Annotated in this window: 14 protein-coding genes; all 14 read left to right on the top strand. The window is 32.8% G+C overall.

Features of this window, described 5'->3' with window-relative positions; translation table 11 throughout:
• The first annotated feature begins 478 nt into the window (after positions 1-478).
• Positions 479-1102: a DMP19 family protein gene (locus B050_RS0121235; protein ID WP_018475980.1), complete on the top strand. Its 624-nt coding sequence runs from the start codon at positions 479-481 to the stop codon at positions 1100-1102.
• Between the two features lie 267 nt (positions 1103-1369).
• The gene (locus tag B050_RS0121230) at positions 1370-2371 is read left to right on the top strand and encodes an alpha/beta hydrolase (RefSeq protein ID WP_018475979.1); all 1002 of its coding nucleotides are present in this window, start codon (positions 1370-1372) and stop codon (positions 2369-2371) included.
• 876 nt (positions 2372-3247) lie between these two features.
• Positions 3248-3802, top strand: coding sequence for a hypothetical protein (locus B050_RS0121225; RefSeq protein WP_018475978.1), 555 nt, complete (start codon positions 3248-3250; stop codon positions 3800-3802).
• A gap of 185 nt (positions 3803-3987) precedes the next feature.
• Positions 3988-4551, top strand: coding sequence for a hypothetical protein (locus B050_RS0121220; protein ID WP_018475977.1), 564 nt, complete (start codon positions 3988-3990; stop codon positions 4549-4551).
• A 105-nt stretch (positions 4552-4656) separates the two neighbouring features.
• Positions 4657-5205: an energy transducer TonB gene (locus B050_RS22770; RefSeq protein WP_018475976.1), complete on the top strand. Its 549-nt coding sequence runs from the start codon at positions 4657-4659 to the stop codon at positions 5203-5205.
• A 615-nt stretch (positions 5206-5820) separates the two neighbouring features.
• A complete protein-coding gene (locus B050_RS0121205; protein WP_018475974.1) occupies positions 5821-6915 on the top strand; it encodes a DUF695 domain-containing protein in 1095 nt (364 codons plus the stop codon).
• A gap of 167 nt (positions 6916-7082) precedes the next feature.
• Positions 7083-7559: a GyrI-like domain-containing protein gene (locus B050_RS0121200; RefSeq protein ID WP_018475973.1), complete on the top strand. Its 477-nt coding sequence runs from the start codon at positions 7083-7085 to the stop codon at positions 7557-7559.
• A gap of 84 nt (positions 7560-7643) precedes the next feature.
• Positions 7644-7805 (top strand): hypothetical protein, encoded by a 162-nt coding sequence (locus B050_RS23530; RefSeq protein WP_018475972.1) that lies wholly within the window; start codon positions 7644-7646, stop codon positions 7803-7805.
• 654 nt (positions 7806-8459) lie between these two features.
• A complete protein-coding gene (locus tag B050_RS0121190; protein WP_018475970.1) occupies positions 8460-9488 on the top strand; it encodes a serine hydrolase domain-containing protein in 1029 nt (342 codons plus the stop codon).
• Positions 9489-9719: 231 nt separating this feature from the next.
• Positions 9720-10286, top strand: coding sequence for a Crp/Fnr family transcriptional regulator (locus B050_RS0121185; protein WP_026236074.1), 567 nt, complete (start codon positions 9720-9722; stop codon positions 10284-10286).
• A 16-nt stretch (positions 10287-10302) separates the two neighbouring features.
• Positions 10303-11292 carry an SDR family NAD(P)-dependent oxidoreductase gene (locus B050_RS0121180; protein WP_018475968.1) on the top strand — a complete coding sequence of 330 codons (990 nt, stop codon included), beginning with the start codon at positions 10303-10305 and terminating at the stop codon, positions 11290-11292.
• Between the two features lie 329 nt (positions 11293-11621).
• A complete protein-coding gene (locus tag B050_RS0121175) occupies positions 11622-12416 on the top strand; it encodes an alpha/beta hydrolase (RefSeq protein ID WP_018475967.1) in 795 nt (264 codons plus the stop codon).
• The gene (locus B050_RS0121170; protein ID WP_018475966.1) at positions 12400-12990 is read left to right on the top strand and encodes a hypothetical protein; all 591 of its coding nucleotides are present in this window, start codon (positions 12400-12402) and stop codon (positions 12988-12990) included. The genes B050_RS0121175 and B050_RS0121170 overlap by 17 nt, the downstream gene beginning before the upstream one ends.
• A 217-nt stretch (positions 12991-13207) precedes the next feature.
• The gene (locus B050_RS0121165) at positions 13208-14293 is read left to right on the top strand and encodes a helix-turn-helix domain-containing protein (RefSeq protein ID WP_205745013.1); all 1086 of its coding nucleotides are present in this window, start codon (positions 13208-13210) and stop codon (positions 14291-14293) included.
• Positions 14294-14343 lie beyond the last annotated feature (50 nt).

Below are 14343 nucleotides of genomic sequence, written 5' to 3'. Positions count from 1 at the left end.
TTCTTACTGATATCCAGCATACGGGCGATTGTCTTGACTCCCTTTCCCTGCCTGTTAAGTATGATCATTTGTTTTATCTGACTCATAGGTTTAGGTTTTCCAGCCATTGGATTATTGTTAGCGGTTATCGAAAATGTTCGCTAAAAAACCAAAACCATCAATCAGAGAGGTCAATATTCTCCGGAATCTCAACCTTAGGGGGTCAACATGCTCCGGAATATCACCGAAAATCTATCGTAAAGGGGTCANCATACGCCGGAATGTCAGTCGAATCCTGCCTGTAAAGGCACTTTCACTTCTTGAAAACATTCCGGATTGGAGGGGTCAGCATGCTCCGTTATATCCACCCAGATTTGATGAAGAATTTAAATTCTTCATCAAATCTAATTTAAATAATAATTATTTGTCGAATTTTAAAGTGTCCTAGAATAGGGAAGGCTACAAAAAGACAACATAACTGACAAGGATATTAATAGCGATGGGAATAATATCAACTATTCTAAACTTCTTTGGCTCTTCAGGAAAGTCAAAAAATGATCACGGAAAATTAACGCCAGAAATGGAAGAAATACTCGCCAGTTCAGTTGAAGCTTTTAAGAACAGACCTATTTACAAGGAATTGACAGAACAGATTATTGACTCAACTTCGGACGAAAATTTACTACAAGTTATTTTTGACAATCTTTCCGAGAAGCAACCAACTGACTATGAAAAGGAATATGAGACGGTAATGTCTTGGAACAAATCAAGAAAATCAATTTATATGATTTGGGTATTGGAAGCAGAAGTCAATAATGGCGGTTACAATCAATTCTACCTCAATCCAGACGGACAATTTTACAAACATCTTCCCGAAGCATTAAAACTTGTTGGAGCATCCAAATTTGCCAATCTGACGGAAAAAGCAAATAAGACGTTTGAAAGTGAATATGAAAAAATCACCAAGCACCAAGATGGAACACTCGAAGGGTTTAGTAAATCCTATGACGAAAATCCATTAAACGACTTTGACACGGAGTTTTATGAACTTTATAAGACAGAAAACTTGCAACAAATTCAGGTTGACTTTATAAGAAAAAACAAAAAAGAATTCATAGACTGACAATTGAAACGAAAAAGAAAAAGCCCGAACCGCTAACATCGGCTATAGCAAATGTGGGTTGACTGCTTAAAAATGAAGATATTACATCTAAAGGACATTCAGTCTTGAGGACAAAGATTCGGTTTCAAAATCCCGCACTTGCCATAGCCACGGCCGTTGGCAACAATTTGACAGCTCAAGGTTAAAAATCAACAATTCAAAATTTATTTTTTTCTTTAATTCATTTTAAATTTGACTTTTACTGATAAATTAATTATTTAGAAAACTATGAAAAACAAGATTTTAAAATGGGGTATAAAGACCTTTTTGATAACTGTTGGTATTTATGCTTCAATATGTTTTACTCTTATTTACTGGCCTATTAAACTTGAAAAAAATATTGAGAATTATGATTTTAGCTCTGTTAAAAAACATTCAGAAATAAATTCAGGTACTGAACAATGGCTGAAAATGAGAGATGGTCAAGAGATTTTTAGTCGTATTTATAAAAGTAAAAGTAATGATGTTATGATTCTTATTCATGGGTCAGGGTCAGAAAGTAGGTATTTATCAGAAATTGCGAATGAAATTGCAAGTAGAAATATTGCTACAGTAATAACTCCCGATGTAAGGGGACATGGTAGAAATAAAGGTAAACGAGGTGATATTGATTTTATTGGACAGCTTGAAAACGATATCGAAGACTTAATCCACTTTAGCAATAAAAAACTTTATGCTAATAAAATTATTTTAGCTGGTCATTCATCAGGCGGTGGATTCATTTTGAGATATATTGGTAACCCAAATAATCGTAAAGTAGATAAAGCTATATTGATAGCACCTTATTTAGGATATAAAGCTCCAACAGTAAAACCAAATAGCGGTGGATGGGTGATAGTAGCCTTAAAAAGAATCATAGGACTTTCGATGCTCAATAACCTAGGAATAAAAAAATTAAACACGTTACCTGTTTTGTTTTTTAATCGCCCTAAAAATATTAATGACAGCCTACAAGTTCCTTCATACTCTTATAATATGGTTATGAATTTTGATTCTAAAAACTATGAACAAGAAATAAAGAATATAGAAATACCTTGTCTAGTTTTAGTTGGTAAAAAAGACGAAAGCTTTTATCCAGAAAAATTCCCAATAGTTTTTAAACCATCTAAAAAATTTACTGAAGTAGAAATTATGGAAAATGTAAAACATTTAGATATTGTAAAGAATAAGTTAACATTTAAGTTAATTGAAGAATGGAACGAAAAAAATAAAACTGTTGCCAATAACTAAGTATTCGTTTCGCCGATAGGCAAGAAATGAATGCAGTGTTGACGAATCCGGGGATCCTTATGGGGAATCCGATTTTGGGAAGGGTTTATTTTAAGAAGTGTTTGGAAGAATTATGAATATTGGGCTGACTTAGCAGTCTCATTTTGTAGCCTAACCATTTGTTGTTGGTTTTCTTTGGGTGTTTTAAGCAGCGTTTTTCGTTTTTGGGCATAGGATTACAGTCCGCTGTGGCAGCTTTTCTTTCTTCCAGCTACTGCTCAAAACACCGTAATGCCATATCCTTGTAAAGCTTTTGGGTAAAATTGTAGGCTTCCATTTGACTTCTTGAAAAAGAAAAGTATGAGTAATTCTGAATTAGGAAACTTCTTGATTTTCATTCTGTACTTTAACGACCTTGAAACTAGATTAGAGAATGTCTGATGAAAATGTTTATATTGAATTAACTAAATAAGAAGCAATTGTCCTTTTTGAATTTCTCAGTAGATTTAATGAGCGTGATGACTTAAGCAGATTTGAAGACCAATCAGAGCAAAGAGTTCTTTGGGACGTAGAATGTATTTTAGAAAATAAATTAAGTGAACCATTTCAAGTGGACTATCAAGAAATTGTAAAGAAAGCGAGAGAAGCCGTTAGAGATGAAAAAGAATAAAAAACGCACCACAACTCGGCATATGGCTTATGGCGAGTGAACGGCTATCAGCAAGATTTTCGCTTCGTAACAAGCTTTAGTTTCGGTGGACAGGAAAGTGCTTCGAAACCGCCACAAGTCATATGCAAACCGTTACCTGTAATTTGAAAAAAACTCCGAGAATATTAATAACGCTTCTGATTTTAACGAGTTTTTCGTGTAAATATCAAACCAAATCTGAAAATAAAATGACTGAATTCTCTAAAGAAACGACTGAAAAGGCAACATACTATCGCTTTGTTTTAGTTAAAGGAAAAGGTTTAAAAGATATACAACCAAAAATTCAAGAATGGGCGGAAATATTTGGAGCAGGAGAACCTATAAAATTGACAATTAATAAAACGGATTTTGGTTCTTGGACTTTAATAAAATTACCTGAAAATGAATTATTAACTGCTTATAATTATCACAACCTTGTTTATTGGTTTTTAGGAACACCACCAGAAGACCAAAATTATGCTGATTACTCAATCGGAATATCAATTGACAAAAGCGGAGAATCAACATATCTTATTTACAACGATTATGATTTACGAGAAAAAATAGCAACTAATGACGATGTTTTCGGAATATCGGAAAAAAATCAGAAATTCATTTTAAGCATTCCATTTGACGAATTAAAAGCTAGTAATAATAAAGAAATTCCGGATTTTGACAAGTTTTTAAGCGACACTGGAATTAATTTAAATGAAATAAATACCAAAAAACTAAATTGGACTGAATTACAAATCAAAGTGGAATAAAAAATATTGTGGCCAACAAGGTATAAAAATAATAGCCGAGATAGTTGTAAATTAAAGGTTCATAGCCCGCATCCACTTTCATGCAACTTGCCAGGAAAGTGCCACGCAGTCACCTACTTTTCATATACAAGACCGTTGTAAAACAATTGACGAAAAATTAAATTTTAGAACAAAAATTAAACAAAATGAAAAAAACCATTTTAACGATTGTTTTATGTGGATTGACTTTTATTGCTAAATCTCAAAACGCAAGTGTAGAAGAATCTACATACGGAATTCAAACTGGAATATTAGGAGTTTGGTTTCATAACGAAGCAAAATTATCCGAACAAATAGTATTACGAAGTGAATTGGGACTTGATAGCGAAATTTTTGGTGGAAGTTTCTACGATGGAGTTGGTTTTTTAATGACACCTGTTATTACTTTAGAACCAAGATGGTATTATAATTTAAATAAACGAGTTTCTAAATCGAGAAATATTGCTGGAAATAGTGGGAATTTTGTTTCTTTAAAAACAAGTTATTATCCTGACTGGTTTGTAATTTCAAATTATGACAATTTAAGAGTCGTTAATCAAATTTCAATAATTCCAACTTGGGGAATAAAAAGAAATATCGGAAATCATTTTACTTACGAAACTGGAATTGGAATTGGCTACAGATATTATTTTGCGGAAAGTGCTGGTTATTTGGAAAATGAAGGAGAAGCAGCTGTGAATTTACATTTGAGAATTGGCTATCGATTTTAAACTTAATAAAAAAACGTTTTACAACACCGTGTTTAATTAATGGCTAGTTCTCGACTACTTACGATCCTCGCGAATTTTCTATTTGGTATGTATTTACTAAATTAGATGCTTAAACACGCAAAATATCATATACAATCACGTTGGGGTACAATCCAAAAAAAAGAAACCGAAAAATTTAAGTTGAATTCAAATCAAATAGAAATCAAAAAACGAATTATGAAAAGTACGCTGATTTTAATTATTGCCATGCTCATTTCATCATGGTCCTACGCTCAAAACCAAACTTCCAATGACTTGGATGTTGACAAAAACTATGAAGAAGTAGTAGCAGTAAAAAATCAAGGCGGATTTTCTCTAGTGGAGAGTTGGGCAAAGTATCCAAATGGAGAAAAAGGAATAACTGAACTAATTACCGACAACTTGAAATATCCCGAAAAAGCAGTCAAAAAGAAAATTGAAGGGATTGTCACAATTAAGTATGTGGTTCAGGTCGACGGAACGGTTGGTGAAATCGAAGTGACAAAAAGTGTTCACCCGCTGCTTGATAATGAAGCTATAAGGGTAATTCGTTTAATGGAAAAATGGGAACCATCTATACAACGTGGAAAAGCAGTTAAAACAGCTTACAATCAAGACTTTAAATTTGAATTGTAACTGAACCTATTGACTACAACAGAACAGAAAAACACGATGCCCCAACATGGGCTATAGCAAATTCGGGCTGACTGCTTAAACATGAAGATAATACAACTAAATAACATTCGGTATGGCGGACAAAGATTCGGTTTCAAAATCCCGCACTTGCCATAGCCACGGCCGTTACCAGGAATGTTAATAGACCCCTCAAACATAAAGATTGAGGCTAAAATTTTTAAGGAAAAAGTAAATACAAGTACCTGATAACTATAAAAATCTGATTAGTCAGTCAGATTATGAAATATTTGTTAATCAATGCTAAAGGTATTAAAGGACTTTGGTGTCGATGTGATTAGTTACGAAAATGGCTGTATTACCTACAAAGAAAAAAATGAGGACTCACATTATTTTTTGGATAAATTGGTTTGTAAATAGGTAATAGAATCAACTAACCGAAATAAAAGACCATTTTAAAAAATTACAAGAAAGACCATACGCTTACGATTATTTATTCATAGATATTTATTCATAGACTTTGATTACTCAATACAATTCCTAAAAGTATTATTAAAACCGACTGACATTAATCCAAAAATTGATGATTTTGTAACTGAACATAAAAAAATTAATTGAATGGGAATATTTAGAAACTTATTAGGAGCAAAGGATACACCGATAAAATCCAATGAAGACTTTTGGATTTGGTTTCAGAATAATGAAAAGAATTTCTTAAAAGTCATAAAGAATCAAGGAAATATTGAACGTGATTTCTTTAATAAATTGTCATCAAAACTAAATCAACTTAGAGACGGATATTGGTTTTTAGCCGGTATGTGCGACAATAATACTGCGGAATTAATTTTAACTGCCGATGGGGTTTACAAAAACATTGTATTTGTTGAGGATTTGGTTAACTCTGCACCCAAGATTGATAATTGGAAATTTTCAGCATTAAAACCAGCACTCGATATAAAAGATGTTAATATCAGTATGGGCGATTTGAAATTTAGCCAGGAGAATTTATCATTTTATTCTAATGATAATTCTGGACTTCCTGATGAAATAGATATTACCATTACTTATGCAGATTACACAGAAGATTTAAAAGAACCAATAACAAACGGGGTATATATCTTCATGGATAATTATTTAGGAGAGTTAAACTCTGTCACAACTATCGATAATATGAAGGTTATTGGACAAGTTGAGGCAGAAAAAGAGTTGATTCCAATTGAAAAATTAAAGGATTATCTTAACTGGAGACAGAAAGAATTTATAGAAAAATATGAAGGAACAAGGTATAACACCGAAAATGATAGTTATAACTCTCTAGAAGCAACTTTAAATAATGGAAAGCCTTTATTGGCAATTGTAAACTCTACCTTACTTGATTGGGATAGTAAAGCATCACACCCATGGATTTTGACAATTGAGATTAAATATAAAGGCAATGAGAATGGAATGCCTGATAAAGAGACTTATGAATTAATGAATATTTTTGAGGACAATATAATGCTTGAACTTAAAGATTCAGAAGGTTATTTAAGTATTGGTAGACAGACCGCTGATGGTTCCAGAGAAATATATTTTGCCTGTAAAGATTTCAGATTACCATCAAAAGTTTTAACTAAAAATCAATTGGATTACAGAAATAGACTAAATATTGATTATGATATTTACAAAGACAAATATTGGAAATCATTTGATAGATTTAAACCTGATATTTAATAAAGCCCAGCCTCTAACACACAATATAAAACAATTGGTTTTTAGTGATTTGTGAGTGTTTGGCTCTTGCTTCAATATTCTTGTAAGTGGCAAGAATGCAGCCCGAAAACTCAACCGTTTCATATTATAAACAGGTATGGCTAAGCTGAAAAATCAAAAGGAAGAGAATGCAACCAAAAATTGAAATAATAGATGACAAGAAGTTAATCGGTCAACGATTAAACATGAGCTTTGCTGACTATAAGATTGGCGAACTTTGGAGAAGATTTGGCCCGAAGCGGAAAGAAATCACAAATAATCTGAATAACGATTTGATTTCTTTGGTTGTGTACGAACCAACTCATTTTACAGACTTTAAATCAACAAATGAATTTGAACGATGGGCAACTGTTGAGGTGGAGAATTACAATAAGGTGCCGCCCGAAATGGAAACTTTCGATTTACAAGGCGGACTTTATGCAGTCTTTGAATACAAAGGATTGAATACAGACCATTCAATATTTCAGTACATTTTAGGAACTTGGTTGCCTAAGTCGGATTTCGAATTGGACAATAGACCACATTTTGAAATTTTAGGTGAAAGATATAAAAATAATGACCCAGAATCCGAAGAAGAAATCTGGATACCAATAAAGAAAAAATAAATGTCAGCACCTAAAAAAGGCTATACGCAATGCCCTTCGGGACACTGCGCATAGCCAAATAGTTTTCTATAAGCCAAAGCCCAAATGAATTTGACAGAATGCAAAATTTGTAAAACAGAGATTAATGATGATATAGCAGTATGCAACGTCTGTAAATACCCATTAAAAGGAACTGATAAAGAACAAGCATCATTTGTTGCTAAACAAGTAATTCAAAAAAGCGATGTAGAAGAATCTATAGAGTGATTGGAAAAATCAAGAATAATACTTTTCATATTAGGTGTATTTTATATCATTGTTCCGTTTACATCACTTATGAGTACACCATCAGTGGTCACTCTGATATTTAGTATTGTCTTAGGACTAATGTTTGTTGGATTTTGTTTCCTGACTTTTAAAAACCAAAAATTGCCCTTTTTCTTCCACTAAGCTTGACTGTATTATATTATCTAATTCTCCTAGTCATTAATCCGCTTTACTTATGGACAGGAATATTATGGAAGGTGATTGTGTTGATGGGGCTTGGGTATGGTTATTATAGTGTCCGAAAGTCGGATAAGATTCTAAAAGAAAACGAATATTTAGCTTCTGTCTTTGGTTTTGGAGAAATAAAGAACAAATAAGGTATATAGCTAAAACTGTATATAGCAAATAGGGCGTTCGGTGGTTTACGAAAGATCAGTGCTGTATACAAACACCGCCAAATCGTTGATTTGGCTTTTAAAATGAATAAATTAAAAACAAAATACAACGGTTTGGCTCAGTGCAAACCTGAAAGTTCATCGCTTTCAACTGCCCTACTTGCCATATACTAAACGTTGTGGCTAATTTGAGAAATGATACTATAAGAATTGGCTACTTCTAACGCCAATTTCAAAAAGAGAAAACCGAAAAGTAAATATGATAAAAAACAAAAGAGCCAAATGGATTGTAAGAGTATTATTGTTTGTTGGGACCGCAGTTTCATTGTTTTTCGTGCCTTGGGTATTGGTAAAAGCTTGGATTTTACCGCTGCCAGATACCGTTCAGAAGCAAGTAGATGAAGCAATAGGTTATGGTTTTGATGGTATGATTGTTTACGTAGACCAAGCTGGAAAACCACCCGCATTTTACAAAGGCGGTTGGAAAGATAGAGAAATGAAAATACCAGCCGACCCAAAATCATTATTCAAAATTGCTAGTATTAGTAAGTTATATACAGCTGTAGCAGCTACTAAATTGGTCAAAGAGAAGCGATTGTCTTTTGATAAATCATTATCCTATTATCTTCCCGAACTAAAAGGAAGAATAGAAAATGCCGATAAAATCACATTGAAAATGATGATTCAGCACCGTTCCGGTATTCCAAATTTCACAGATAATCCAGCGTTTTGGAAAAACGAGGAAGAAAATGGCAAAAATGCCTTAGATTTTGCTTTAGACTTACCTGCTAGCTTTAAACCAGACAAAGGATATGAATATTCTAACACGAATTATTTGTTGCTTCGAAGAGTTTTGGATAAGGTTTTAGGATACAATCATAATGATTATATCAAAGAAAAAATATTAATTCCTCTAGAATTGAAAAACACCTACTTTTCAATAACAGAAGTGGATTTGGAAGATGTGATGAGCGGATATTATGTAGGAATTGAAGAAGATTTTAAAGCCCGAGAATATGGAATGTTAGCAACCGCAGAGGATGTAGGAACATTCCTAAGAGCCTTGAATGATGGGTCTGTATTTGAAGAGGGTGAACAGGAAATATATCCTTACGAATATAATCACGGAGGTTTAGTGGTTGGTTACCAAAGCTTGGCAGAATACCATAAAGATATAGATGCAATTGTTGTTCAGTTTATCAACACGACGGATTTTGAAGGTTATGAGTGGAATTTGTCGGAAATCATAATAAATCGAATTGTGAAAATTATAAAAAAGAAAAACTAGCCACAAAATGGTATAAACGTAATGCGGAGAAAAGTGCCACATTTAAATGAATGGAATATAAACAAACATAGCAGCAAATGGAAAGTTAAGTGCCATGAATTCCCGCATTTCACTTATATATACCGTTACCTGCAACCAGAAAAACCGTACAAATGACATAATACGAAAATCAATTTAGCTTTTTGCCATTTGACAAATTCCGAATAAAATGCAATGACAACCTTTGTGACTATGGACAAATTAATAAACTATCTGTTGGAATTTGGGCAGCTAAATCAACAGCAAATTGACTTGATACAAAGAAAAGCACAGGTATTGGAGTTAAAAAAAGGCGAATATTTTTCGGAAGCAGGAAAAATACCAAAACAAGTAGCATTTATTAAAGAAGGTATTTTCCGGGTATGTTACTATAACAGCAAAGGTGATGAAATCACTAAATACTTTATTGATGAAAACAATTTTGCAGTAGACATAAAAAGCTTCAATCAAAAAATCCCCTCTTCCGAATATGTTCAGGCTGTAATAGATTGTTCACTACTTGTATTTTCTACAGAATCACTCAACGATTTATCAGCTACTATCATTCAGTGGGACGGCATTATCAATAAAATAACCGAAAAAGCATTGATTGAAAAGGTAAATAAACTAAGTCCAATGTTAGCCGAAGATGCTACAACAAGGTATCTAAAATTTCTTGAAAAATTCCCGAATTTAGCCAACAGAATTCCGCTTTCCTATCTCGCTTCTTATTTAGGAATCACTCAATCATCGTTAAGTAGGATTCGAAAAAGCATCTGAATTCATTATTTGCCAAATGGCAAATATTTTTGCTTTTGAAGTGCTGAGCTTTGCTTCATCATTTAATAAAAAACAAAAAAATATGGATTCAATAATTATTACAGGAGCAACCAGTGGAATTGGCTTTGAGTGTGCTTTAAATATGGCTCAATTTGCCAAAAACGAACAAATTATCATTCCTGCCAGAAATATTGAAGCAGGAAAAGACATAATAGAAAAAATAAAAGACAAGACAGGTCATAAAAACCTAAAATGCTTGGAACTGGATTTGGCTTCTTTAGAATCTATAAGAAAGTTCTCTGAATCATTTGCCAAAGAAAAAAACAATTCCATTTCTATCTTGATAAATAATGCAGGAGTACAGAATATCGGCGAAACACAATATACGGCAGATGGATTTGAGCAAACATTTGGTGTAAATCATCTCGGTTCCTTTGCCTTGACTATGCATTTGCTACCCTTATTGAAAGATGAAGGTCATATAATATTCACATCTAGCGAAACACACGACCCAGCACTTAAAACACCAATAGAACCACCAATTTATACCAGTGTTCAAGAGCTTGCTTTCTCAAAAGAAACTTCCGAAAAACCCAACATAGTTGGACAAAGAAGGTATTCTACTTCAAAATTGTGTAATATAATGACCACTTATGAATTACAAGAGCAATTAAAAAAAACAAACATTAGGGTAAATGCCTATGACCCAGGAATGACACCAGGAACAGGACTTGCCAAAACTTATTCACCTGTTATGCGATTTTTATGGAAAAACGTATTCCCTGTTTTGACCTTATTAAAAAGCAATATACATACGCCAGCGCAAGCAGGAAGAAATTTAGCAAAACTTGCTTATTCTGAAGAGTACAAAGACTTGATGGGAATTTATTTCTCGGATGGGAAAGTTGTTAAAACCTCTGTTGATTCTTATAACAAGATTTTTCAAAAAAGCCTGTGGAATGGTAGCCTCGAACTGACAAAAACCACATTTAACAAAATAACATAAAGAAACTTTTGAAAAAAATGGCAGCAGGTAACAATGTATAAAAATAATAGCGGCTTTGGTGCTTAATCAAAGTCGCTTTTTTATATTTACAATCGGTTCTAGAGCAGAAGGTTAGCATTTTTAAATTCGCTATTATTCTTATACTAAACGTAGGCGTTCAGCTTAAAAAATATAAATGCACCGTATATAATTTAATGCTTGTTCTTGCCTACATCTGAAAATCCTTGCGGATTTTCAGTTTGATGATTACTTGCCAAGTTAGGTGCTTAATCACGCCAATAATCATGTTTAAATACGTTAGAGAAAATTAATAACTTAAATTAAACGAAATGAGAGTATTTTATTTAATAATAATTTATTCTTTTTTACTTTTTAGCTGTGAGAAAGAAGAATTAGATATTTCAGGTAAAACAGAAGAATTTACAATGAAATCATTAATTATAAATGATGATTATCCAATTTTTGTTTTTTTACCCTCGAATTATGATCCCTACAAGCCTAATGAACTAATAATAGGGCTTGATGGTGAGTTTAGGTTTGACGATATAGCAAATATTATTTCTGAAAAATCACAGAATGGAAGTATTCCTCCCTGTATTTTTGTAGCTGTTGGAAATTCAGAAGAAAGAAATCGGGACTATACGCCTACAAAATATGAACATGGAGAAGGAGGGGCAGAAAATTTTTATGATTTTTTAAAAGACGAACTAATACCAGAGCTTGAGTCCAGATACAGTATAGAAACATTAAACACAAAAACCTTAATTGGAAATTCCTTTGGAGGGCTTTTTACCAATTATGTGATGTTTCAAAACAGAATTGACAATCCTTTCAATAAATTCATTTCTGTTGGTTGTTCCTTTTGGTTTGATTCAGGAGTTATTTTTGAATATGAAGAGAATTATTCTCTAAATCATTCTGACTTAGATGTAAAATACTATTCAGGAATGGGAACGTTGGAAGGTGGCATTAACCTGGGCTCATTTGATGAATTGAAGGATAGATTAAAAAACAGGTCATATTCTCATCTTCTAATGGATATGGAATTTATAGAAAAACATGGTCACTCGGGTACCGCTACAATTGGGTTTAAAAATGGATTAAATTATGTTTTTACCAATTAAAACATACGGTATATTTTTAGGATTATGCACATTAGTATTGACTAATGTGTATGCACAAAAAGAAATTCAAAATTCTAATTCAATGGAAATAGGATTTACTGTTGCAGGTATTGAATCTGTTTATTATGGTGGTTATGGTAAATTTACAGTGCCTTTGTCACAAAAAAGACACTATTTCACTTTAGGAGCTTCTCTAACCAGTTATTTTGACTTCAAAGGGGAGTCAACTAGTGAAGCTTATCTTAAAAATGATGTTGATATGCGAATATTACCAAACTTAGTTGCAGGATATTCCTTAAATTTTAAAAAGTTTCAGTTTAATCTTGAAATACCCATTGGCCTGAGCATTGCTATAACAAAGGGAACGATAGTCAATGAAAAAATAGGATTTGAACGTGAATATTCAAACCAGGAAATATTTTTTAATTACGGCATTACATTTTCTCCTAAATATAGAATTAACAATACTAATCAAATTGGTTTATATGTATTTCAGCCCTTAGTTCAAGACAAGGCACAATCGGGTTATCAATTTGGTATTAATTGGACAAAAAATATTTTGAAAAATCAATAATTTATAATCACAAAGAATAACATTTCCTAACAATGGATACAAACAATAGCCGGTTCAGCAGTAAATTCGAAGGTTGTAGTTTGCTTCAATTTTCATGTATCTTGATAGGAATGAGAACGAAATCGACTACTATTCTTATACAAACCCGAAGTGCGTCACCTAAAAAGGGGAGCTTAAAAAAATGATATACATAATCGGAATAATCATTACGTCCTTCTTGGCAATCATTTTATCAACGAAAAAAGAAAAAAGCATCGCGGATAAGATACTTTTCGTATGGCTTTGTGTGATTTTGGTCCAATTAATTTTGTTTTCGATTATCTCTTCCGACGAATATTTAAAGTTTCCATATATATTGGGACTTGAAATACCATTCCCTCTTTTGCATGGCCCTTTGCTTTTTCTTTACATTTTGGCACTCACATCAGTACAGTTTTACAGACCAAAATTATTATTCCATTTTCTACCTTTTGCGATTGGTATTCTCTCGATAATTCCCTTTTTGATGCTTAGTCTAGAAGAAAAAATCCTTGTTTACCAAAATGAGGGTGAGGGTTTTGAAATCTTATCAACTGTCATTTTTGTTGGTATTATCTTATCTGGCATTACTTACTCCGTTTTATCACTGCGTGCTTTAGCCATCTATAAAAAGCGGATTAAAGACAATTTTTCTTCTATTGAAAAAATAAATCTGCAATGGCTCCTCAGGTTAGTCTTCGGCTTATCAATTATATGGGTACTTGTCTTTTTTGCTGATGATAAAATTATTTTTTCATCAGTTGTCCTGTTCGTGGTTTTTATTGGGTATTATGGAATTAAGCAAGTAGGTATTTTCACTAATAAACATGCTTTGGAACTTTCTCTCACTACTGAATCAAAAGAGATTATTGAACAATGCATTGCTGAACCGCAAATTACCAAATATGAAAAGTCAGCACTTACGGACAGTCAACTGAAAGCTATCCATGGTGAACTGGTACATCTGATGAAGCAAAAGAAATTATTCCTTACACCCGAACTGACCTTAACTATGGTTGCGGAAGAACTTGAAATACATCCAAATATCCTTTCTCAAGTTATCAATACGGTAGAGCAAAAAAACTTTTTTGATTATGTCAATACACTGAGAATTGAAGAATTTAAGGATCGTATTGCCAAATACGATTATCAAAAATATACACTCCTGTCCCTTGCTTACGAATGCGGGTTTAACTCAAAAACATCTTTCAATAGGAATTTCAAAAACCTGATGGGCAAATCCCCATCTGAGTACCTAAAAGAATGTAAAGCAATGCTTGATTAAGGGTTTCATCTCTCATGTATATAGGTTCAATTCTCATAAGTGATTGATTA

The organism is Echinicola pacifica DSM 19836, from assembly GCF_000373245.1.
GTDB classification, from domain to species: Bacteria; Bacteroidota; Bacteroidia; order Cytophagales; family Cyclobacteriaceae; genus Echinicola; species Echinicola pacifica.
This window is presented reverse-complemented; position numbering and strand designations above follow the sequence as displayed.